The organism is Streptomyces sp. CRN 30 (assembly GCF_034105845.1).
Genome location: NZ_JAVRHI010000445.1, coordinates 1 through 21,892, shown reverse-complemented (window position 1 = coordinate 21,892; position 21,892 = coordinate 1). Strand labels below are relative to the sequence as shown.

18 protein-coding genes are annotated in these 21,892 nt (G+C 74.1%); 8 read left to right on the top strand and 10 right to left on the bottom strand.

Annotation, left to right across the window (positions count from 1 at the left end; translation table 11 throughout):
* Nucleotides 1–15: 15 nt before the first annotated feature.
* Nucleotides 16–1,494 carry an FAD-dependent oxidoreductase gene (locus UW392_RS50060; RefSeq protein WP_320782077.1) on the top strand — a complete coding sequence of 493 codons (1,479 nt, stop codon included), beginning with the start codon at nt 16–18 and terminating at the stop codon, nt 1,492–1,494.
* Between the two features lie 13 nt (nt 1,495–1,507).
* Here UW392_RS50060 and UW392_RS50055 read toward each other — a convergent pair whose 3' ends face one another.
* The 9 genes from UW392_RS50055 to UW392_RS50015 all read right to left on the bottom strand — a co-directional run bounded on the left by UW392_RS50055 (nt 1,508) and on the right by UW392_RS50015 (nt 12,075).
* Nucleotides 1,508–2,338 carry an endo alpha-1,4 polygalactosaminidase gene (locus tag UW392_RS50055; RefSeq protein ID WP_320782076.1) on the bottom strand — a complete coding sequence of 277 codons (831 nt, stop codon included), beginning with the start codon at nt 2,336–2,338 and terminating at the stop codon, nt 1,508–1,510.
* Between the two features lie 6 nt (nt 2,339–2,344).
* On the bottom strand, nt 2,345–3,007 hold the full coding sequence (locus UW392_RS50050; protein WP_320782075.1) for a spherulation-specific family 4 protein: 663 nt from the start codon (nt 3,005–3,007) through the stop codon (nt 2,345–2,347).
* Nucleotides 3,004–3,930, bottom strand: a complete 927-nt coding sequence (locus UW392_RS50045) for an NAD-dependent epimerase/dehydratase family protein (protein WP_320782074.1) — start codon at nt 3,928–3,930, stop codon at nt 3,004–3,006. The genes UW392_RS50050 and UW392_RS50045 overlap by 4 nt, the downstream gene beginning before the upstream one ends.
* An 8-nt stretch (nt 3,931–3,938) precedes the next feature.
* A complete protein-coding gene (locus UW392_RS50040) occupies nt 3,939–4,652 on the bottom strand; it encodes a nucleotidyltransferase family protein (protein WP_320782073.1) in 714 nt (237 codons plus the stop codon).
* A gap of 94 nt (nt 4,653–4,746) precedes the next feature.
* Nucleotides 4,747–5,748 (bottom strand): GDP-mannose 4,6-dehydratase, encoded by a 1,002-nt coding sequence (locus UW392_RS50035; RefSeq protein ID WP_320782072.1) that lies wholly within the window; start codon nt 5,746–5,748, stop codon nt 4,747–4,749.
* 40 nt (nt 5,749–5,788) lie between these two features.
* Nucleotides 5,789–7,255, bottom strand: coding sequence for a hypothetical protein (locus UW392_RS50030; RefSeq protein WP_320782071.1), 1,467 nt, complete (start codon nt 7,253–7,255; stop codon nt 5,789–5,791).
* On the bottom strand, nt 7,252–8,784 hold the full coding sequence (gene pelF / locus UW392_RS50025; RefSeq protein WP_320782070.1) for a GT4 family glycosyltransferase PelF: 1,533 nt from the start codon (nt 8,782–8,784) through the stop codon (nt 7,252–7,254). Before pelF ends, UW392_RS50030 begins: the two co-directional genes overlap by 4 nt.
* A gap of 99 nt (nt 8,785–8,883) precedes the next feature.
* A complete protein-coding gene (locus tag UW392_RS50020) occupies nt 8,884–11,013 on the bottom strand; it encodes a hypothetical protein (protein WP_320782069.1) in 2,130 nt (709 codons plus the stop codon).
* Nucleotides 11,014–11,544: 531 nt separating this feature from the next.
* Nucleotides 11,545–12,075, bottom strand: a complete 531-nt coding sequence (locus UW392_RS50015; RefSeq protein WP_320782068.1) for a hypothetical protein — start codon at nt 12,073–12,075, stop codon at nt 11,545–11,547.
* Nucleotides 12,076–12,457: 382 nt separating this feature from the next.
* Between UW392_RS50015 and UW392_RS50010 the strand changes: the two genes are divergently transcribed.
* The 6 genes from UW392_RS50010 (at nt 12,458) to UW392_RS49985 (ending at nt 19,852) form a co-directional block, all read left to right on the top strand.
* The gene (locus UW392_RS50010; RefSeq protein ID WP_320782067.1) at nt 12,458–13,537 is read left to right on the top strand and encodes a substrate-binding domain-containing protein; all 1,080 of its coding nucleotides are present in this window, start codon (nt 12,458–12,460) and stop codon (nt 13,535–13,537) included.
* A gap of 99 nt (nt 13,538–13,636) precedes the next feature.
* Nucleotides 13,637–15,001 carry an ABC transporter substrate-binding protein gene (locus UW392_RS50005; protein ID WP_320782066.1) on the top strand — a complete coding sequence of 455 codons (1,365 nt, stop codon included), beginning with the start codon at nt 13,637–13,639 and terminating at the stop codon, nt 14,999–15,001.
* Nucleotides 15,002–15,050: 49 nt separating this feature from the next.
* A complete protein-coding gene (locus UW392_RS50000; protein ID WP_320782065.1) occupies nt 15,051–16,040 on the top strand; it encodes a sugar ABC transporter permease in 990 nt (329 codons plus the stop codon).
* Nucleotides 16,037–16,909: a carbohydrate ABC transporter permease gene (locus UW392_RS49995; RefSeq protein ID WP_320782064.1), complete on the top strand. Its 873-nt coding sequence runs from the start codon at nt 16,037–16,039 to the stop codon at nt 16,907–16,909. The genes UW392_RS50000 and UW392_RS49995 overlap by 4 nt, the downstream gene beginning before the upstream one ends.
* A 19-nt stretch (nt 16,910–16,928) precedes the next feature.
* On the top strand, nt 16,929–17,945 hold the full coding sequence (locus UW392_RS49990; protein WP_320782063.1) for a hydroxyacid dehydrogenase: 1,017 nt from the start codon (nt 16,929–16,931) through the stop codon (nt 17,943–17,945).
* On the top strand, nt 17,942–19,852 hold the full coding sequence (locus UW392_RS49985; RefSeq protein WP_320782062.1) for a DUF2264 domain-containing protein: 1,911 nt from the start codon (nt 17,942–17,944) through the stop codon (nt 19,850–19,852). The genes UW392_RS49990 and UW392_RS49985 overlap by 4 nt, the downstream gene beginning before the upstream one ends.
* A 19-nt stretch (nt 19,853–19,871) precedes the next feature.
* Here UW392_RS49985 and UW392_RS49980 read toward each other — a convergent pair whose 3' ends face one another.
* Nucleotides 19,872–21,053 (bottom strand): SpoIIE family protein phosphatase, encoded by a 1,182-nt coding sequence (locus UW392_RS49980; RefSeq protein WP_320782061.1) that lies wholly within the window; start codon nt 21,051–21,053, stop codon nt 19,872–19,874.
* A 203-nt stretch (nt 21,054–21,256) separates the two neighbouring features.
* On the opposite strand from UW392_RS49980, the gene UW392_RS49975 reads away from it, so the two are divergent.
* Entirely contained in the window at nt 21,257–21,820 is a 564-nt protein-coding gene (locus UW392_RS49975) for a hemerythrin domain-containing protein (RefSeq protein WP_320782060.1), read from the top strand.
* Nucleotides 21,821–21,892 lie beyond the last annotated feature (72 nt).

The window sequence follows — 21,892 nt, the reverse complement described above, 5'->3', positions numbered from 1 at the left end:
CCCGCGCGGCCCGGGGTGGAGCGGGTGCTGGGCACCCCGCCCACCACCGCCGTCGTCGGCGGCGGCATCGCGGGGCTGGCCGCCGCGACGGCGCTCGCCGAGCGCGGTGTGCGGGTGACCCTCCACGAACGCGAGCCGGTGCTCGGAGGGCGCCTGGCCGGCCGGCCCGTGACCCTCACCGACGGCAGCACGGTGACGATGAGCCGCGGCTTCCACGCGTTCTTCCGCCAGTACTACAACCTCCGTGGCCTGCTGCGCCGTACCGACCCGGGCCTGGACCGCCTCACCGGCCTCCCCGACTACCCGCTGCGCCACGCGAACGGCCTGAGCGACGGCTTCCGCCACGTGCCCCGCACCCCGCCCTGGAGCGCGCTCGGCTTCGTCGCGTCGAGCCCCGCCTTCGGCGCCCGCGACCTGCTGCGCATGGACCCGGTCGCCGCGCTGCCCCTGCTCGACGTCCGGGTGCCGGAGGTGTACGAGCGGCTGGACACCGTCAGCGCCCGGGACTTCCTGGACACGATCCGGTTCCCGGAGGCCGCCCGGCACCTGGCGTTCGAGGTGTTCTCCCGCAGCTTCTTCGCCGACCCGCGCGAACTGTCGGCGGCGGAGATGGTGCTGATGTTCCACATCTACTTCCTCGGCTCGTCCGAGGGGCTGCTCTTCGACGTGCCGGACGAGCCCTTCCCCACGGCCCTGTGGGACCCCCTCGCCGGCTACCTGCGGGGGCACGGCGCCGACCTGCGCACCGGCGACCCCGTCGAGACCGTCTCCCCGCGCGCGGACGGCGGCTTCGACGTCGTCACCGGGGACGGGGCGCACCGCCACGACACCGTGGTCCTGGCCCTCGACACCGCCGGACTGCGGGCGCTCGTCGGCCGCTCCCCCCAGCTGGCCGACGCCCCGTGGCGGGCCCGGATCGCCCGGCTGCGCAACGCCCCGCCGTTCCTTGTCTCCCGGCTGTGGCTGGACCGGCCGGTCGCCCGCGACCGGCCCGGCTTCCTCGGTACCGCCGGTTACGGCACGCTGGACAACGTCAGCGTCCTGGAGCGCTGGGAGGGCGAGGCGGCCCGCTGGTCGGCCCGCACCGGCGGCTCGGTGGTCGAACTGCACGCGTACGCCCTGCCGGACGGCGCGGTGCGCGACGTCGAGCAGAAGCGCCTGCTGGAGCAGTTGCACCGGGTGTACCCGGAGACGCGCGAGGCGCGCGTCGTCGACGAGCGGCACGAGTGGCGCGCCGACTGCCCGCTGTTCCCCGTGGGCGGCCACGCCGACCGGCCCACCGTACGGACCCCGGACCCCGGCCTGGTGGTGGCGGGCGACCTGGTGCGCACGGATCTGCCGGTCGCCCTCATGGAGCGCGCGGCGACCACCGGTTTCCTCGCCGCCAACGCCCTCCTGGAGCGCCGGCACGTCCGCGGCCAGACGCTGTGGACGGTGCCCGACCGGGGGAGGGGCGCCGCCCTGCGCGGGCTGGCGCGGTGGGGGGCCGGATGAGCGCACCCGCCGCTCAGCAGGGGTCCCGCCACACGTCCAGCTCGAGCTTCTTGCGCATGGACGACAGCCGCAGCTCGCGCGCCTCGCCGCAGAAGTCCTCGGTCCGCTCCCGGTACTCGACGTGGAACACCGCCTTGCCGGCCGCGACGAACGGCTCCAGCTCCGCGCACTCGGCGAACTCGGCGCACTCCTCGTTGACCGCGAAGTCGAAGTCGCCGACGAGCTCGGGGATCTGCGCCAGGTCGTTCTTGAGGCCGACGGCGAGCCCCCGTTCATGGGCGATGTCGGCGATCATCCGGTTGTACGCGAGCTGGTCGTCCGCGGTGAGCGGGAACCCGGTGTCGTCGGCGTACCCCTCCACCAGGTCGGGCTCCACCGCGTCGAAGCCCTTGTCCCGGCACATGTCGAAGCGGCGCTCCATGAGCGGCCGCAGCACCGACGTCCGGCGGATGTCGAGCCAGCGCTCGCCCTCCCAGCCGTTGGGCCCGCCCAGCACGGACTCGGGGAAGTGGTCCGCGTCGGGCCGGAAGTCCTCCCACGCGCCCACGTTGACGTAACAGATCACCTTGCGGCCGTCGGCGTGTAGACCCGCCACGTCGGCGGCCGTGTTCTCGAAGCCGTCGATGTCGTAGACGGGGACGTCCACGGACGGGTCGACCCTTCCGTCCAGCTGCCACTGCCAGGCGACCCCCGGCCGCGGCTGCCACCGGCCGCCACCGGTGGGACCGCCGCCGGCGGCGTCACCGTCCCGGTCCGCGGCGCACCCCGTGACGGCCGCCGTCATGAGGGCCGCCACCAGCCCCGCGCACACCGGCGCCGCCCGTCGCCCCGTCCTCGTACCCATCCGTCCTCAGCCCTCCGTCCCCGCCAGTGCGGGCGTCGGCTGCGCCCATGGATTGGGCAGGTCACCGGTGACCGGGCCGCACACCGCCGCACCGCGCGACCGGGCGGTCCGGACGGCGAGGGGGACCAGGGCCTCGGGGACGCCGTAGACCAGGTGGCAGAACCGGTCGGGCGCGTGCCGCCCGGTCCGGTCCGGCCGGTGACCGTCCGCCACATAGGTGGACCAGTGGCCCTCGAAGGTGACGACGAGATCGGCCACGCGCGCGTACCCCGGCGCCGGATGGACACCGGGATTGAGCACGACGGGCCCGGCGCCGAGGCGTCGCACCCGTCTCACCAGTCTCCGGCAGGCGGCCAGCCGGTCCGTGCCGGAGGGCGCCCGGTCGAGGAAGCAGCCGTCGGTCCCGTACCAGTCGCGGTGCCGTACGACGTCGGCCGCGACCTCGTCGGCGGACCGCTCTCCGTAGCCGGTGTCCACGTAGCCGAGCAGCCGGACGCCGGCCGAGCGCAGCGCGCGGGTGGCGTCCGCGTACACCGGGTCGGGTTCCCGGCCCGGACCGCTCGCCGGGTTCACCACCACCCCGTAACAGCGGTCCGCGGCCGGGACCAGCCGCTGCCAGGCGTCCGGGTCCTCGGCGGGGTGGACGTACAGCGGCACGAGGAGGTTCACCGGACCGGGCCACCCTCCGCCCGGGCCGTCGCCGCGGAGGCCGACGCCGACCACAGCGCGGCCAGCGACGCCACCAGCGTGTACGAGGGCCGCCACAGCAGGGCCTCCCGGGCCGCGGTGATGTCCGAGCACTGCCAGGAGACGTCGCCCGAGCGCGCGGAGCCCCCGCCGTCCTCCTCGATCCGCCCCTGGAACCCGGCGATCCGGGCGAGCTGGTGCACCAGGTCGCGGACCCGGACGGCCCGCCCGCCGCCGATGTTGAGCACCCGCGGCAGCGGTCCGGAGGCGGTCGCCGCGAGGACCGCGGCGCGGGCGACGTCGCGGGCGTCCACGAAGTCCCGGTAGGCGGACAGGTCACCGAGCCGCAGCACCGCCTCCCGGTCCCCGCCCGCCTCGCGCAGCATCCCCGTGATCCGGCCCGGCAGACCGCTCGGCGGCGCGCCGGGCCCGACCGGGTTGCCCACCCGCAGCACCACGGCGTCCAGCCCGGACGTGGTCACCGTGACGGTGCCGGCGAGCTTGGTCGCGCCGTACGGGGACAGGGGACGGGTCGGCGCCGACTCCGTCACCCTGACCCCCTTGCCGCCCGGTCCGTACTCGGCGGCCGAACCCAGGTGCACGAGCCGGGCCTTGGGCGCCGCCTGCCGCAGTGCCTCGCACAGGACCGCGGTGCCCCGGGCGTTCACCTCGGCGAGTCTGACGGGGTCGCCCCCGACGGCCCCGGCGCAGTTGATCACTGCGTCCGGGGCCGCCGTCGCCAGGGTTCCGGCCAGCCGCTCGGTGTCGGCGGTGGCCAGGTCGATGCCGAACCGCGCCTGTGCCGACCGGCCGGCGTGCAGGACGCCGATCTCCGGCAGCAGGCGCAGGTGCTCGACGACGTGGCCGCCGAGGTATCCGGTGTAGCCCAGGACGAGTACGCGCATGACGGTGGTCAGGCTCCCTTGAGCAGCAGGGACTTGCGGCTGGTGAACTCGGCGTTCGCCCGGTCGTAGTCGTCCGGGCGGCCGATGTCCAGCCAGTATCCGCCGAACTCGTAGGCCTGGGGCGGGTTCTGGGCATGCAGCAGGTCCAGGACCAGTTCGTCGAAGCCCAGCGGCAGCCCGGCCGGGTAGCTGTCGAGCGTGGCCCGGCTCACCCCGTACACGCCCATGGAGACCCGGTAGTCCAGGTTGGGCTTCTCGGTGAAGCCGACGACCTTGCTGTCGTCGGTGGTCAGCACCCCGAAGTCGATCTTCACCGTGCGCGCGTAGGTGGCGATGGTGAGCGGGGCGCCCGAGGCGCGGTGGTGCCGCAGGACGTCGGCGTAGTCGAGGTCGGTGAGGATGTCGCCGTTCATCACCAGGAACTCCTCCGGCAGCCGCTCCCGCATGGTGAGCAGCGGGCCCATGGTGCCGAGCGGGCTGTCCTCGGTGGCGTAGTCGATGGTCAGGCCCCACTGGGAACCGTCGCCCACGTAGGCGCGGATGATCTCCCCCAGATGACCGATCGCGAGGGTGCAGCTGGTGAAGCCGGCCGTCGCGAGCTGGCGCAGCACGATCTCCAGGATGGCGTGCTGGTCGCCGATGGGCACCAGCGGCTTGGGCAGTGCGGTGGTGTAGGGCCGCAGCCGGACGCCCTTGCCTCCCGCCAGGATCACTGCGTGCATGGGCTCTCCTTCATGGACGTGTGGTCGTGCCTTGACGTGACGTGATGTCCGTGCCGTGCCGTGACGTGACGTTTCTCCGGAAGGCCGGGGACGTTCAGATGTTGTAGATGTCGGTCTTGTAGCGGGCGAGGTTGGCCGGATCGCGGAAGAACTCCACGGTGTGCGCGAGGCCCTGCTCCAGGCTGTGCGCGGGCGCCCAGCCGGTGAGTTCGCGGAGCCGGGCGGCGTCCGCGACGAGGCGCATCACCTCGGAGTTCGCGGGCCGCACCCGCTCGGCGTCCGCGCGGACGTCGACCTCCGTGTCCATCACCTTGCCGATCAGCGCCACCAGGTCGCCGACCGAGATCTCGCCGCCGGTCCCGGCGTTGAGGGTGCGGCCCACGACCTTCTCCGCCTCGGCCGTGCCGACCGCGAGGAAGGCCTGCGCGGTGTCCTTGACGTAGGTGAAGTCGCGGGTGGGGCGCAGGTCCCCCAGGGTGATGGTGCGTGTCCCGGCCGCGAGCTGTCCGATGACGGTGGGGATCACGGCCCGCATGGACTGCCGGGGGCCGAAGGTGTTGAACGGCCGCAGGGTGACCACCGGGGTGCCGAAGCTCGCGTAGTAGCTGTCGGCCAGCCGGTCCCCGCCCGCCTTCGACGCGGCGTACGGCGACTGGGTGTTGATGGGGTGGTCCTCGGTGATCGGCACGGTCTGCGCGGTGCCGTAGGTCTCGCTGGTCGAGGTGTGCACGAGCCGGGGCGTGCCCAGCGCGCGGACCGCCTCCAGCACGTTGAGCGTGCCGGTGACGTTGGTGTCCACGTAACTGTGCGGCGCCCGGTACGAGTACGGGATCGCGATCAGGGCCGCCAGGTGGTAGACGCAGTCGGCGCCCTCGGCGAGGCCGCGGACCGAGCCCGGGTCGCGGACGTCGCCGAGGACGATCTCGACCTCGTCGAGGACGTCCTTCGGCAGGGTCTCCAGCCAGCCGTAGGAGGAGAAGGAGTTGTACTGGGCCATCGCCCTCACCCGGTGCCCGGAGGCGACCAGCGCCTCGGTGAGGTGGGAGCCGATGAAGCCCTCGGCTCCGGTGACGGCGGCGAGCGGTGCGGAACTCAACGCGGTGGTCCTTTCCGGTAGGTGGTCGGTGTGTCGGGTGTCAGGCGTGTGCGGAGGGCCGGCCCAGGGTGTGCAGGGCCCATCCGGCGAGGACCACGGCGGCCGCCCCGCAGCACAGCGAGAGCAGGACGGGATCGGGTGGCGGACGCAGCAGGGCGAGCGCGCCCGCCGCGCCGGCCGCGGCGAGACACACCGCGGCGGGCACCCAGGCCGTGCCGAACGCCTGGAGCAGCAGCGCGGTCCACAGCACGGCCGCGAGCAGCAGCAGCGGGGCCGGCTCGGCGCCGGTCAGCAGCGCGGCGGGCAGCAGGGGGGCGAGGTAGGCGAGCAGGCAGAGGGCGAGGATGCCGGCGGAGCGGAGCCGGAACCCGGACAGGGTGGAGGTCGCCCTCAGGGCCGCCACCGACAGCCCGCGGTACCGGTACAGCAGCCACTCGGCCGGCCCCATGCTCACCGTCAGCACGATCACCGCGTACGGCTCCCAGCGGCCCTGCACCAGCACCAGCACCCCCGCGGCCAGGCCGAACAGCCCGTACGGCAGGGAGAGCAGCGGGCGCGGCCGGACGGCGTTCGGGGCGGGCGCCGCGGTGAGCGTGGAGCGCAGCACCCAGCCGGCCGCCGCGACCACGCCCAGCAGCGACAGCAGCGGCAGCCCCACCCGCAGCAGGGCTCCCGGCTCCCACCACGGCAGCACCGCCGCGCCCGCGACGAGCGGGCCGAGCGCCGCCAGCAGCAGCCGTTCCCGGGCTAGGACCAGCAGCACTCCGGCGCACGCGAGGTACACCGACTGCCCGGCCGTGAACAGGGCCGCCGCGAGGCCGGGCCCGGCGGTCAGCGTCCCGGCCGCCGTGGCGAGCACGGCACCCAGGGGCGCCCCCGCGAGCAGCGTGCGCCCCGCCTCCCGGCGCCCCGCGGCCAGCCGCAGGTACGCGCGGTGGCCCAGCGCCTGGCCCCAGGCCCAGGAGACGAGTCCGGCCACGACCAGGGCGGCCGGTCCGCCGTCGGACTGCCAGAGCCGCGCGGTGAGGAGGTGGGCGAGGCCGGGCAGCGCGAACAGCAGCCCGCGCAGCAGGCACCGCACGTGGTCCGGCCGCCACGGGTCGGGCGGCGTCGTGGGCTCGGGGAAGGCGCGCGGCACCCGGTCGTACACGGCGGCGGCGAGCGAGAACAGGTCCTTGTGGCCGTAACCGTCCCGTATCGCCTCGCCGGTCAGGCCCTCCGACTCCAGCAGCGCGGCGATCTCGTACGGGTGCACGGCGGGCCCGGCCCGGTCCGCCAGGTCGGCGGCGAGCCGGTCCACCGCCTCGCGCTGCTCGTGGCGCGGCAGCCGCAGGGCGAGGGTGTGCTCGGGCGTGGCGGGTGCGCCGACCGTCCGCAGGGCGAGGGTGCGCTCGGGGGCGGCGTGCTCGTCCACCGTCCGCAGGGCGAGGGTGCGTTCCTCCGCCAGCCGCAGGGAGAGCGTGTCGTTGCCCTTGCCGTCGGGCTCCAGCGCCAGCGGCCCGCTCATCCGGCCACGCTCCGCAGGGTCGTGAGCGCCACGTCGTCCATGGCCGGCGTGGCGTCCGGGGCGGGCGCGTCGTCCGGCGTGACCTCGCCGCGCGCCGCCAGCTCCAGGTAGATGGAGCGGAAGGCGTCGACGGTCTGCCGCAGCGTGAACTGCTCGATCACCCGCAGCCGCGCCGCCTCGCCCATCCGCCGCCGGCGCTCCGCGTCGCCGAGCAGTTCCAGCGCCGCGGCGGCCATGGCGGCCGGATCGCGCGGAGGGACCACCAGCCCGGTGTCGCCGACGGCCTCCCGCACCCCGCCCACGTCCGTGGAGACGGTGGCCCGCCCGCAGGACATGGCCTCGATCAGGGTGAACGGGAAGCCCTCGCTGATGCTGGAGAGCATCACGACGTTCCCGGCCGCGTACGCGTCCTTGATGTCGTCGACCCGGCCCTCGAACGTCACCGCGTCGCCGTGGCCCAGCTCGGCGGCCAGCGCCTCGCACCGCTCCCGGTACGCCTCGCCGCCGCGCGGGGTGCCGCCGAAGAGCCGCAGCCGCGCCTCGGGCAGCTTCTCCCGGACGACGGCGAAGGCGCGGATCAGCGTCTCCAGGTCCTTGATGGGGTCGACCCGGCCGGCCCAGCTCAGGGTGGGCACCTCCGGCTCGGGACCGGCCGGCGGGAACGCCGCGGGATCGACGCCGTTGTAGACGGTACGGATCAGCCGGGGGTCGGCCCCGCCCTCCTCCTCCCACAGCCGGTTGTACCGGTTGCCCGGCGTGACCAGGGCGGCCCGCCGGTAGGTCTCCTCCGCCAGCAGCCGGAAGAAGCCGAGGACGACCGCCTTGACCGGCCAGCGGTAGGGCGCGGTGCGGTAGCCGAGGTAGCGCTCCCGCAGGTAGACGCCGTGCTCCGTCAGCAGCAGCGGAACGCCGTGCCGGCGCAGTCCGACGAGCCCCGGCAGGACGGCGACGCCACCGCTGACCGCGTGCGCCACCCCCTCCTCGGGCGGGGGCGCGGCCAGCGGGCGCAGGGCGTGCTCCAGCAGCATGGTGGCGGTGACGGCGTCGTGCAGGGTGGGCCGCGCCGCGCGCGCCGCCACCCCCGGGCGGTTCCAGACGGCGGAGAGGACGCCGAGCGCCCGGTCACCGCGGAGGAAGGGGCTCAGTTCGCCCGCGGCGGCCGCGTCCGCGAGCCCGTACAGAGCGGGACCGAACCCGTCCTCGGCGGCCGGGTCGAGCAGGGCGGTGAGGAACTGCTCGTGGACCTCGGCGAGGTGCCGCTCGCGGCGTCCGCGGGGCGGGCGTCCGTCGGGCGCCGGTCCCCACATGGGAACCGGGGTCACACGTGAGACCTGCGCGGGGATGTCCCAGACGACCGGCTCCCGGCCGGTGCCGGTCACCGCGACGACGTCGAAGTCCAGGTCGGGCATGCCGGTGACGAGCTGGTCGCACCAGACGCTCACGCCGCCATGACTGTGCGGATACGTTCCTTCGGTGAGCAGGGTGACGCGCGTCGCGCCGGAGCGGGGCGCGGCGTGGAGAACGTGCATGGTTGTGCTCCGCCGTTGTGGGCCGGTGGGGAGTGGTGGGGGAGGGCGCGGGTCCCGGCCGTGGTCGGCGGCCGGAACCCGGTGACGGATGCGGAGCGGTCAGCCCTGCGGCGCGTACGGCACCGGCTCGGTCACCCCGGCGGGCACGGAGGTGTCCGGTGCGGTGGTCGAGGGCGCGGAGGCACCGGCGGGGTCCGCGGGCGGCGCGGCCGGGGCCGACGGCAGGGCGAGGGTCAGCGGCTCGGCTGCCGCGGGCGTCCAGGCGGACACCAGCCCGGCGTAGGCGTCGCCGTACGCGGCGGTGCCCGTGGTCGTGCCCGCCGGCATGGTGGCGGGCGTCGCCAGCCCGTCGGGCGCCTCGACGGTGACCGTGGTGCCGATGCGGTAGGCGGTGACCTCGCCCGCGTCGACGGCGGCCTGCCACGCGGCCCGCCGCTCCAGCTCGGCGCCGATCTCCCGCTGCCGCAGGTTGACCACGGGGGTGTCGTCGGCGAACAGGTCGGCGTACTCGGTCAGGACGCCGTCGAGCACCGGGTAGGCGATGCGCTCCTCGGCCAGGTTCGACTGGTGGATGAAGTGCGGCCTGGGGTCGTTGCCGAGGACGTGCCCGAGTGCGATGCGGGTCTCCAGCGGGACGATGTGGTCCGTGTACCCGGTGGCGGTGTCCAGCGGTTCCGGCAGGCAGGTGGAGGTCGCCGGGTTGTCCTCGCAGATGCCGCTGCCGCCCTGGGCACGGCTGGTGTAGATCCAGTTGTACTCGTCGACCTGCTCGGCCGCGCGCCCCGCGTTGTAGAAGACGTTCATCGGGTAGCGCGAGACGGTGAGGGCGGAGCCGACCCGGCGCTGGCCTGGGTCGCGGGAGTTGTCCGAGGCGAGCCAGGTGACGCCGTTGTCGGTGAGGGCAGGGCCGAGGTTCGGGTTGTCCTCGGGCTGCTGCGGGGTCACCTTGAGACCGGAGTGCTCACCGGTCACCAGCTCGTCGTTCTCCAGGGGCAGTCCGTTGGTCTCGCCCCAGACGCGGTTGAGGGCGATCTCGTCGGAGATCTCGGTGCGGCTCACCCAGTCGACGGCGCCGCCGGCGGTGGTGGCGCAGCGCCACGGCACCACGCTCGTGTCCTGCTTGCAGCCTAGGAAGGCGTGCGAGTAGGTGTGGTTGATCCAGCGGAACTCGTCGCGGACGGCGAGGAACCGGTCGGTGAGCTCGTCGGCGCCGCCGTTCTGCTCGCGGTGGTCGACGGCGCCGGCCGCGTTGTACGCCAGGTCGAGGGTCAGGCCGTGCTCGTCCTGCCAGTCGGTGGCGTGGTCGACGTCCGCCGCCGTCATCCGGATCGGGTCGGCCTCGACGTCCGGGTCCGTGCAGTCGACGTCGCCGGGCGTGCAGTTGAGCTCGCTGTTCCAGCGGTCGTCCGCGGCGAGGACGTCGTCCACGTGCACGGCGAAGTAGTTGTGCGAGGCGCCGAGGTGCACGCCCCCGGTCATCCACTCGACGATGCCCCGGGCCAGCAGCCGGAACTGCTGCTGGTGCTGGTTGTAGACGAACGTGACGACCAGCTCGCGCCGCCCGTCGTGCCGGTACTCGCCGACCAGCGACCCCTTGGTGGACCGCCCCGGGATCTGCGCCTCGACGTACGGGGTGAAGTCGGCGCCCGCGACGGGGGTGGACAGGTAGGCGTAGCTCTCGCCGATCGCCGGGTCGTTGTCCTCGAAGGGCACGGCCCCGTCGAGGTAGCCGAAGGGACCGGACCGGCCGGCCGCCGTGACCTGGGCCTCCACGCCGTCCACGCTGCCCGCGTAACCGCTCCCGACGCCGTACTGGAGTCCCACCTCGGGACGGGCGTACGTGTAGGCGTCCACCTGGGGGATCGCATACGTCCGCTCGTACTCCACCAGGGCCGCCATCTCGGCGGAGCCCGTGGGGAAGGGGTTGTCGTCGGGCAGCACGACGGCCTGGAACTTCGCGCGCGGCCGGCCGTCCACCGTGTCCGCGAGGAAGTCCTCGTCGATCACCGGCCGGGCCGACTGCTCCAGGTCGATCTCGGTGTACGGCGTGCCCGCCCGGCCCAGTTCGGCGGCGATCGCGTCGGTGGCCGGCCCGCCGTCGCTCACCACCAGGACCCGCAGGTCGATCCGTACCGCCGGCTCGTCGGCCTGTGCCGCCCCCACGGGCCAGCCGAGCGTGGCGATCAGTGCCCCCACCGTGCACATGGCTGTGCGCATGCTCCGCTTCATGCGGTCGAGTCCCCTCCCCCGGGCGGGGTGAGCACAGCCCCCTGCGGACCGAGACGCACCCCCGTGTACGAACGCCGTAGCCCCCCTCAGGCATCCGGTCGATCCGCATCCGTCCCGCACACATAGTGGGGCCCATGGGGAACTTTTGTGTGCCTGCTGCGAAACATGACGGAAAAGCGCAGGTGTCCATATGGGCGGAAGGGGCAGGCGGAGAGGTTTGGTCGACAGGGCGCGGTCACCTGTACACGCATTCCGGAAAACGGGACGTGCCAGGCCCGGGCCGAGGCGGAGGGGGCGGAGCGCGGGGCGTGGCCGGGCGCGCGACCGCCACTGGTACAGACCCTGCCGGGCTTCCGCCCCGTGATCGATTTCAAGTCACGTGTCACCGGCCCGCACCGGCGAAGGGCGGCCGCCCCGCACGGATTCGGGGCGGCCGCCGACGGGTGGTGCCGGTGCGGTGGACGGAGGCGGACTCAACGGAAGGGAGGCGGAGCCGCGGTCACCCGCACCTCAGGGCGGAGCGCCCGCACCTCAGGGGCAGAGCACCCGTACCTCGGGCGTGTAGAGCGGGCCGCCGCTGACACTCGTGCTGTCGCTGAACTCGGCGTAGTAGTACGAGTAGAAGCCGATGTTGCCGTTGCAGCCGGAGTCCTCGGCGATCTGCAGCGTCAGCGTGACGGTACGGCTCTGGCCGGGCGGAACGGTCGTGCCGTAGTTGGACCCGAGGTCGGCCGGCCCCGTACCGGAACAGGGGACGGCGCCGTCGGCCGTGGCGAGGCTGCACCCGGTGAAGGAGTACCTCAGGTCGGGGCGCTGCGTGGTGAGCCAGGTCGGGTCGATGCTCTGGTACACGAACCACACGTCGTAGGTGTGGTTGTTGGTGAGCGTCATCGACACGTCGACCGAGCCGCCCGGCTGCGTGGTGGCGCTGCTGGTGCCGAAGGTCAGCTCGGCGGGGTCGGCCGCGGCCGCGCTCGCGGCGGGAGCCGCGCCGAACAGGGCGAGGAGGACGGTGAGGAGGGAGGCGAGGCCGAGGCGTCTTCTCAACTGTGTGTGTCGCATGGCCCGGGAGGCTAGGAGAGACGCGAGTGGATCGTCTTCCCCGTGGGGCACGGTGGATATGCCGGGCGGCCGGAAGTGCGCGCTGCGTGAAGGTGCCGTGACGGACTGTTCGCGCGGGGCCGTGCGAGATGTCGGTGCACCGTAGCGGCGGGTGGAGTGGGCGTCACCCGGGAGTCCGGTGGGGCCGGACCGGCCGGAGGGCTGTTGGCGATCATTGGCGCAATACCGGATGGAGCCGGACACAAGGGGAACGTCCGCGTCCGCCTTCCGTCGACGTCCGCCTTCCTTCGGAGCCCTCCCGGCCCCCGCTCGCTATGCTGCCGCCGAACCGGTCGAACGAACATTCCGTGCGCGGCACGGGAGGGGGAGGGGGCGGGCCGGCATGCGGGAACCCGCCGAGGTGCGCCGCCGGCGGATCCTGGCGGTGGTCCAGTCCCGCGGCTCGGCCCGGGTGAGCGACCTCGCGGCCGAGCTGGAGGTCTCGGTCGTCACCGTCCGCCGGGACGTCGAGGAACTCGGGCGCTCGGGCCTGCTGAGGCGCGGCCACGGCGTGGTCCGCCCGGTGGTCCCGGTGGCACGGCCGGACCGCGCCGCCGCCCCGTACGACCGCGGCGCGGCGGTCGCCGTCGTGGTCCCCGAACGGCACATCTACCTCAACGAGGCGCTGCACGGCGCGCGCGGCGTGCTGGAGGAGGCCGGGGTCCGGGTCGCGCTGCACATCGCGCCCCAGGCCGCGGGCGCCGAACGGTCCATCGTGGACAGCGCGCTGGCCGGCGGGGCACGCGGACTGCTCGTCGCGCCCCGCTGGAGCGGCGCGGACGAGGAGGCGGAGGCGCGCTGGCCGGCCGAGACGGGCGTGCCCACGGTCCTCATGGAGCGCCGCCCGGAGCGCGGAGGCCCCCTGCACGCCGTGGACTCGGTCTGTTCCGACCACTGGTACGGGGTGCACCTCGCGGTGGAGCACCTGGTGGCGCTGGGCCACCGGCGCATCGTGCTCGCCGCCCGCGACGACAGCCCCACCGCCCGCGCGGTGCGGGCGGCCTTCACCGGGATCGCCGCGGCCCGGCCGGAGATCGAGGACTGGTGCGTGGTGCTGAGCGCCCCCGCCCCGCTGGACCTGGCCGCGCTGCTGCGGGCGCGCCGCGCCACCGGCGCCCTCCTGCACGGGGACGTGGACGCGCTGATGCTGGTGCAGCAACTCGCCGACGCGGGCGTGCGGGTGCCGCAGGACTGCTCGGTGGTGGCCTACGACGACGTGGTCGCCGCCCTGGGCAGCGTGCCCCTGACCGCGGTCGCCCCGCCGAAGGCGGAGGTGGGCCGCGCGGCGGCCGAACTGCTGCTGCGCCGCCTGGCGTTCGAGCACGGCACGGCCACCGTGCCGGAGGCCGTGCGGCGCGTCGAACTGCTCCCGGAGCTGAAGGTCCGCGGCTCGGCGCAGCCCCCGCCCGCCGTCCCCGGCTGATCGTTTGACCGTTTGTGCTTGTTGCGATCGAACGATTGACCCGCCTCCACGGGCCGATCAACGATGCCCGTGTCCCGAACAGAGCCGCGGGAGGTACCCATGCCTGGACTGCCAGGCCGCCGTTCCGTGCTGGGCGCGATCACCGCGCTCCCCCTGACCGGCGCCCTGGGCGCCTGCAGCGGGAGCGAGGACGACGGCGGGAGCCGGCGGTCGCGCGCAGGCACGGGAGGCGTCACACGCATCACCTTCTGGTCCGCGCTGCGCGGCAGCCAGGAGGTGGTCGACGCGTTCAACCGCACCCACGACCGCGTCCAGGTCGACTTCCAGCAGATCCCCTCAGGCAACCAGGGAGGCTACGCCAAGCTCAGCAACGCCGCCCGGGCCGGCAACGCCCCGGACATCGCCACCCTCGAGTACCCGCAGGTGCCCGGCTTCGCCATCGACGGCGTCGCCCGCGACCTCACCGGCCTCGTCGACGCCCTGGACGGCGGCCGGCTGCGCGGGAGGCTGCTGCCGCAGGCCCTCGCGCTGACCACCTTCGAGAACCGCGTCTTCAGCATCCCCCTCGACATCGAGCCGATGGTGCTGCACCTCCGCGCCGACCTCTTCGAGGAGTACGGCCTCGACGTCCCCCGCACCTGGGCCGCGTACGAGGAGACCGCCCGCGCCGTCCGCCGCAGGGCACCGGACAGCCGGATCGCCATCTTCCCCACCGACGGCGGCACCCAGTTCGCCGCCTACGCCTGGCAGGCCGGCGCCCAGTGGTTCGACACCGCGCGCGGCGCCTGGAACGTCTCCCTCGCCGACGCGCCCACCCGCGAGGTGGCCGCGTACTGGCAGCGCCTCGCCGACGAGGACCTCGTGTTCATGAACCCGTCGGAGGGCCGCCAGCACGACGCCCAGATCGGCCAGGGCCAGGTGCTGACCCGCCTCAGCGGGGCGTGGGACGCGGGCGCCCAGATGAACGCCCGCCCCGGCCAGAAGGGACAGTGGCGGATCGCACCGCTGCCCCAGTGGGACGAGGACGCGTCCCGCCCCGCCGTCGGCACCCACGGCGGCTCCACCTTCGCCGTCACCAAGGACAGCCGGCACCCGGAGGCGGCCATGGAGTTCATCGCCTGGCAGGTCTCCCACCCCGACGCCCTGCGCGCCCGCCTCTCCAGCGGCACCAGCAGCCAGTTCCCCGTCACGGCCGAGCTCGTCGACGTCGGCAGCGCGGCCTTCGACCGCTCGTACTACGGCGGCCAGGACATCTACCGGCTCTTCGCCGAGGAGGCGGAGAAGGTCCGCGACGGCTGGACCTGGGGACCGCGTATGACCGCCACCCAGAAGGTCATGCAGGACGGCTTCGCCCGCGCGAGCGGCGGCAGGGGCACGATCCTCGACGCCGTGCGCGCCGCCGAGGACGGCACCATGCCCGACCTGAAGGCCCTCGGTCTCAGCACCACCCGGCACAGCACCTGACCCTCGACCTGCTCGCCCGGCCCTGCAGAGAGGCAGGTGACCCGTATCCATGACCACCACGGCACCCTCGGTCCCCAGGACCGGCACACCCGACGCGCCCGGCACCGGAGCCCGGCCCGCACACCGCGTCCGCAAGGTCGCACGCCGCCGTGAACTCGGCGCGGCCGCGCTCCTGATGACGCCCTTCTTCCTCCTCCTCACGGTCGTCTTCCTGATCCCCGTCGGCACCGCCGTGTGGCTCAGCTTCTTCCAGGACGACCAGCCCGGCCTCGGCTTCGGCCCCGAACGCACGGTCTTCGTCGGACTGCGCAGCTACGCCGCCGTCCTCACCGACCCCACCTTCCTCGGCGGCCTCGGCACCGTCGCCCTCTACTGCCTGGTCTACATCCCGCTGATGGTCGTGGGAGCCCTCGCCCTGGCGCTGCTCCTCGACGCGGGCGTGGTCCGGCTGCGCTCCTGGGCCCAGCTCGCACTGTTCCTGCCGCACGCGGTGCCCGGCATCATCGCCGCCCTGATCTGGCTGTACCTCTACACGCCCGGCCTCAGCCCGGTGATCGACCTCCTCGGCAGGGCCGACATCACCGTGAACTTCCTCGGCGTCAGCACCGTCCTGCCGTCGATCGTCAACATCGCCCTGTGGAGCAACCTCGGCTACAACATGGTCATCTTCTACGCCGCCCTGCAGGCCGTACCGCGCGAGGTGATCGAGGCCTCCGTCGTCGACGGCGCGGGCCCGGTCCGTACCGCGCTCCAGGTGAAGACGCCGCTGGTGCGCGCCTCGATCGTGATGGTCGCGATGTTCACGTTGATCTGGGCGCTCCAGCTGTTCACCGAACCGATGCTGCTCAGCCAGTCCACCCCGATGATCAACTCCCGTTTCTCGCCCAGCATGTACATCTACGACGCCGCCTTCAACCGCAACAACTACGGCCTCGCGGCGGCCGCCTCGGTGGTCCTGCTGATCTGCACGATCGCCCTCTCCTACGGCGTCACCCGCTGGACCGGCCGCGCCGGCGCCCGTGCGGAGGCGGCCCGATGAGCAGCCACGCCACCGCAGGACCCGCCACCGCACGCCCGAGCCTGCTGGGCCGCGCCACCGTCCGCCTCGTCGTCGGCGTCTCGGTCCTCTACACGCTGCTGCCCGTGCTGTGGCTGGTGCTGGCCGCGTCCAAGGACCGCGACGCGCTCTTCGGCAGCGACCTGCTCGCCCTGCGCGACTTCTCCTTCGTGCGGAACGTCCAGGACCTGTTCGCGATGGACGGCGGACTGTACGGCCGCTGGTACGTCAACAGCCTGCTGTACGCCGTCCTCGGCGCCGCGATCGGCGCGCTGCTGAGCGTCGCCTGCGGGTACGCCTTCGACAAGTACCGCTTCCGGCACAAGGAGAAGCTCTTCGGACTGGTCCTGGCCGCCGTGATGGTGCCGCAGACCGTGCTCGCCCTGCCGCTGTACCTGATGGCCTCCGAGGCCGGCGTGGTGAACACCTTCTGGGCGGTCTTCGTGCCCGTGCTGTTCAACCCCTTCGGCGTGTACCTCGGGCGGATCTTCAGCCAGGGCTACGTGCCCGACGAGGTGCTGGAGGCCGCGCGGATGGACGGCGCGGGGGAGCTGGCCACGTACTTCCGGGTCGCGCTGCGCATGCTGGCGCCCGGCGTCGTCACCGTCTTCCTCTTCCAGCTCACCGCCATCTGGAACAACTTCTTCCTGCCCATGGTGATGCTGTCCGACCAGGACCTGTACCCCGTCAGCCTCGGCCTGTACGCCTGGAACAGCGCCGCCACCACCTGGCCCGAGTACTACCCGGTCGTGATCATGGGATCGCTGCTCGCCGTCGTGCCGCTGATCCTCGCCTTCGTCCTGCTCCAGCGCTTCTGGCGGTCGGGACTCACGGCGGGAGCCGTCAAGTAACCGCAAGCACTGGAGGACAATGCCCCCGCCCCACCGGCCCCGAGCGGCCCTCGCCCTCTCGCGCGAGGCCGCCGAGGCCGTCCTCGAACCCCCGGCGCTCGCCGCCCTCGCCGAGGTCTGCGACCTGGCCCCCCTTCCCGTCCTCGACGACCTCACCACCGACCGGGCCCGCGCGGTCCTCGCGGACACCGAGATCCTCGTCACCGGCTGGGGCTGCCCGCCCCTCACCGCCGAGGTGCTCGCCGGCGCCCCGCGGCTGCGCGCCGTCGTGCACACCGCGGGCTCCGTCCGGGCCCATGTCACCGACGCCTGCTGGGACCGCGGCATCGAGGTCTCCTCGGCCGCCGCGGCCAACGCGGTGCCCGTGGCCGAGTACACGGTCGCGATGATCCTGCTCACCGGTAAACGCGTCCTGGAGAGCGCCCGCGACTACCGCGCCGCCCGCACCCACGGCGACTTCCTGCGCACACCCCGTGCCACCGGCAACTACCGCCGTACGGTGGGCATCCTGTCCGCCTCCCTGATCGGCCGCCGGGTCATCGAACTGCTGCGCCCGTACGACCTGGAGGTACTGCTCCACGACCCGTACGTCACCGACGAGGAGGCCGCCGCGCTCGGGGTGACCCCGGTGTCGCTGCCCGACCTCTTCGCGCGCGGCGACGTCGTCAGCGTGCACACCCCACTGCTGCCGGCCACCCGGGGCCTCGTCTCCCGTGAACTCCTCGCCGCGATGCGCCCGGACGCCGTCCTGGTCAACACCGCGCGCGGGGCCGTCGTCGACCAGGACGCGCTCACCGAGGCGGCCGCCGAGGGCCGCGTCCGCGCCGTCCTGGACGTCACCGACCCCGAAGTCCTGCCGCCCGACCACCCGTTGTGGGACTGCGACAACGTCCTGATCACCCCGCACCTCGCCGGCTCCCAGGGCAACGAATGGCGCCGCCTCGCCGAACTCGCCGTCGACGAGGTGCGCCGCTGGGCCGCGGGCGACGGCTTCGCCCATCCCGTACGACGCGAAAGGCTGGCGTACCTGGCATGACGGCCGTGTCCCCGACCCACCCCCTGACCCTCCCCGCCGACGACCGCGCCCTCAGCCCGTACACCGGCTACACCCGCGCCCACTGGGAGGCCGTCGCCGACGGACTCCTCGACGCGGCCTGGCGCCGGTCCACCCCCGGCCGCGCCCTGATCGACCTGCCCGGCAAGCCGTCCGTCTCCGGAGTGCGCTCCGACGGCCTGGAGGGCTACGCCCGTACGTTCCTCGCGGCGGCCTTCCGCGTCGCCGGGGCCGACGGCAAGGACCCGCACGGCTGGCTCGACCGCTACGCGCAGGGCCTCGCCTCGGGCACCCGCACCCCCGGCCGCGAGGACACCGAGTCCTGGCCGCTCATCCTGGACCACCACGTGCAGGGCCAGCCCATGGTCGAGTCCGCGTCCGTCGCGCTCGGCCTGCGGCTGACCCGTCCCTGGCTGTGGGACCGGCTGGACGCCGCCGTCCAGGACCGCGCGGAGGAGTGGCTGCGCGGCGCCCTGCGCCACGTCCCCGCGCCCAACAACTGGTACCTGTTCCCCTACACGGTGGCCGCCTTCCTGGACTCGGTCGGACGGGGCGACGACGAGACACGGCGAGCCAGGGAACGGGCTCTCGACCTGCTGGACGGCTGGTACCGGGGCGACGGCTGGTACGCCGACGGCGACGGCCGCGCCTTCGACCACTACAACGGCTGGGCCCTGCACCTCTACCCGGTCCTCGAGGCGCACCTCTCCGGTGACACCGCGCTCGCCGACCGCTACGGTCCCCGGCTGCGCGAGCACCTGGAGGGCTTCTCCCTCCTCTTCGGCGGCGACGGGGCGCCCGTCCACTTCGGCCGCTCCGTGACGTACCGCTTCGCCGCCTCGGCCGCCGTGGGCCTGGGCGCGCTCACCGGCCACACCCCCCTCGCGCCCGGCATCTCGCGCCGTCTGGCGAGCGGGGCGCTGCGGTACTTCCTCGACCGGGGCGCGGTGGGGGAGGACGGGCTGCTCAGCCTCGGCTGGCACGGCCCGCACGAGGCGAGCGCCCAGCGCTACTCGGGCCCCGCCTCCCCGTACTGGGCGTCCAAGGCGTTCGTCTGCCTGCTCGCCCCGGAGGGCCACCCGCTGTGGACGGCGCCCGAAGAGGCGGCACCCGTCGAGGAGGCCGACCGGGTCCTGGCCCTGCCCGCGCCCGGCCTGCTGGTGCAGTCCACCCGCGCCGACGGGATCGTCCGGCTGCACAACCACGGCAGCGACCACGTGCGCCCGCACGAGGGGGAGTCGGCCGCGCAGGAGGACCCGCACTACGGCCGGCAGGCGTACTCGACGCACACCGGCCCGACCGCGCCCGGCAACGTCCCCGACAACCACCTCGCCGTCGAGGTGGCCGGGGTGCCGAGCGTGCGCCGCCGCATCCACCCGCTGGGCGCCGGGGACGGCTGGGCGGCGTCCTGGCACCGGCCGGTCTTCGTCTCCGGGCCGCCGATGGTGCCCGGACTGCGGGTGGAGAGCGTGGTGGTGGCGCGCGGCCGGTACGAGCTGCGGGTGCACCGCGTGGCCGGGGCGCCGCCGGGGGCCCGTGTCGTCCAGACGGGCTGGGCGGCCGGTCCCGACGGCGGCGTACGGAGCGAGCTGCACCCGCTGCACGGCTGGACCGGGCCGTCCGGCCCCTTCGCCGGGGACGGGGTCCGGGCGCCGCAGGGCACCGCGTACACCCCGTGGGCCCTGGTCCCGCGCCTGACCGCACCGGCCGGGGGCACCGCCGTGTACGCGTGCCTGGCCCTGCTGACCGGCGAGGAGGGGACCGGGCCGCTCGCCCGGGTGGCGGAGGTGACGGCGGCGGACGCGCACGGCGTCACGGTGCGCTGGGCGGACGGCGGGGTCACCCGGGTCGGCTTCGAGCCGGTCTCCGTGGAGTGGGCGTGCGGGTGATCGTGCGGGTGGCCGTGGCTCAGACGGTCGCGGTCGGCGGCCACCACTCGAACATCAGGATGGTCGCGTCGTCCCGCAGCCGGCTGTCCCGCGTGTCCAGGAGGGAGTGGATCAGGCGGCGCAGGACCTCCGGGGCGAGTTCCCCCGCGGCCGTCGCCCGGATGACGTAGTCGGCGAAACGCCGCAGCCCGAACTCGCCGCCGTCCGCCGTGCGGGCCTCGGTGACCCCGTCCGTGTACATCAGGACGCGGTCACCGGGCTCCAGGGCGATCTCGTGGGTCCGCCGCGGCCGGGCGGCGAGCAGCGACGGCAGCCCCAGCGGGGGATCCGCCTCCCGCGCCATGGCGTCGGCCACCAGCTGCTGCCCGCGGATGAGCAGGGGAGCGGGGTGCCCGCAGTTGCTCCAGCGCAGCATCCCGGTGGCCAGGTCCAGCCGGGTGAAGACCCCGGTGCAGAACCGGTCCGGGAGCCACTGCGACAGCGCGTCGTCCACCCGGCGCATCAGCTCCGGGAGGTCGGCGCCGGTGCGCCGGGCGTTGCGGCAGGCGGCCAGGGAGACCGCGGTGGTCAGCCCCGACGCCAGGTCGTGCCCCATGGCGTCGAGGACGGTGGTGTGCAGGGACGCCTCGGTGAGGGAGTGGTCGAAGGCGTCCCCGCCGATCTCGTAGGCGGGTTCCAGCACGGCCGTGGAGACGACGTGCGGGGTGCCGATCGTGCGGGGCGGCAGGAAGGCGCGCAGCATCTCGGCGGGCAGCCGCATGCGTTCGGTGCGCGTCCGGCGCACGAAGGAGTCCTTGTAGGCCCGCTTCGAGGTGATCATCATGGCCAGGAGCGCGGCGAGGGCCCGGCCGCGGCGCAGGGAGGCCGGGGTCAGCGACGGCGCGTGCACGGCGAGCACCCCGAGGCGTTCCGCCCCGTCCAGCAGCGGGAGCCACAGCGTCATGCCGCCGGTCCCGGACTCCTCCACCCGCAGGGACTGGGTGCGGTACGTCCAGCCGGCCAGCGAGTCGTCGACGGGCAGGGCCGGTGCCACGTCGGTGAGCGGGATCAGCCGGCGCTGCTGCAGGTCGGCGAGGTAGACCACGGAGTGCTGCAGGCCCAGGGCCGTGGAGCAGCGGGCCACGGCGGTGGACAGGTCGAGTCCCGGGCTGTCCGGGCGGGCCAGGAACTCCTCCAGGCCGCCGTCGGTCTCCGAGGTCAACGCCCCGTCTCCTTCCGCCGCCCCCCTGCCCAGCAGTCTCACACCCCGGTGGGGACCCCGCCCGCCGGCCACCCGCCGGGACGGCCCCGCGGCAGGACCCGACGCGCCGCCCAGCGGCCCAATCAGCCGCTTCCCGCCCCCGGCCCCGTTACCAATGAGGCGGCCGCGCACATCCGGCCCACCGCAGAGGCAAGGAGCATCCCGTGGGACACGGCGGAGACGTCATCAACGAGCTGACCACCGACCACCGCGAGGTCGAGGAGATGTTCGCGCAGTTCGAGGCCCTGCCGTCCGGCGACAGCCGGCGCAAGGACGTCGTCGACAAGGTCACCATCGAGCTGGTGCGCCATGCCGTCGCCGAGGAGATGTACCTGTACCCGGCGGTGCGCAAGAGCCTCCCGGACGGCGACGGCATCGCCGACAAGGAGATCGACGACCACTCGGCGGCCGAGCGCACCATGAAGGAACTGGAGCACTGCCAGGCCGACGACCCCCAGTTCGACCGGCTGATGACCCAGCTGATGAGCGAGATCCGCGACCACGTGGCGGACGAGGAGGGCAACCTCTTCCCCATGATGCGGCAGGTGTGCACCACCGATGACCTGGACCAACTCGGCGACAAGGTGCGCATGGCGAAGAAGAAGGCGCCGACCCGGCCGCACCCGGCGGCCCCGGACACCCCGCCCGGCAACAAGCTCCTCGGGCCGGGCGCGGGCATGGTCGACCGGCTCCGTGACGCCCTGACGGGACGCGGCAAGAACGACTGACGCGAGCCGCGCGCCACCCGGACCGCGCACCACCGGCCCCGTGGCCGGGCCGGCCCTCGCGAGGGCCGCCCG

Excerpts from the sequence above, each read along its gene's own strand:
- UW392_RS50055 (WP_320782076.1), bottom strand. The coding sequence starts at position 2,338 with ATGGGTACGAGGACGGGGCGACGGGCGGCGCCGGTGTGCGCGGGGCTG.
- UW392_RS50045 (WP_320782074.1), bottom strand. The coding sequence starts at position 3,930 with ATGCGCGTACTCGTCCTGGGCTACACCGGATACCTCGGCGGCCACGTC.
- UW392_RS50040 (WP_320782073.1), bottom strand. The coding sequence starts at position 4,652 with ATGCACGCAGTGATCCTGGCGGGAGGCAAGGGCGTCCGGCTGCGGCCC.
- UW392_RS50030 (WP_320782071.1), bottom strand. The coding sequence starts at position 7,255 with ATGAGCGGGCCGCTGGCGCTGGAGCCCGACGGCAAGGGCAACGACACG.
- pelF (WP_320782070.1), bottom strand. The coding sequence starts at position 8,784 with ATGCACGTTCTCCACGCCGCGCCCCGCTCCGGCGCGACGCGCGTCACC.
- UW392_RS50020 (WP_320782069.1), bottom strand. The coding sequence starts at position 11,013 with ATGAAGCGGAGCATGCGCACAGCCATGTGCACGGTGGGGGCACTGATC.
- UW392_RS50015 (WP_320782068.1), bottom strand. The coding sequence starts at position 12,075 with ATGCGACACACACAGTTGAGAAGACGCCTCGGCCTCGCCTCCCTCCTC.
- UW392_RS50010 (WP_320782067.1), top strand. The coding sequence starts at position 12,458 with ATGCGGGAACCCGCCGAGGTGCGCCGCCGGCGGATCCTGGCGGTGGTC.
- UW392_RS50005 (WP_320782066.1), top strand. The coding sequence starts at position 13,637 with ATGCCTGGACTGCCAGGCCGCCGTTCCGTGCTGGGCGCGATCACCGCG.
- UW392_RS50000 (WP_320782065.1), top strand. The coding sequence starts at position 15,051 with ATGACCACCACGGCACCCTCGGTCCCCAGGACCGGCACACCCGACGCG.
- UW392_RS49995 (WP_320782064.1), top strand. The coding sequence starts at position 16,037 with ATGAGCAGCCACGCCACCGCAGGACCCGCCACCGCACGCCCGAGCCTG.
- UW392_RS49990 (WP_320782063.1), top strand. The coding sequence starts at position 16,929 with ATGCCCCCGCCCCACCGGCCCCGAGCGGCCCTCGCCCTCTCGCGCGAG.
- UW392_RS49985 (WP_320782062.1), top strand. The coding sequence starts at position 17,942 with ATGACGGCCGTGTCCCCGACCCACCCCCTGACCCTCCCCGCCGACGAC.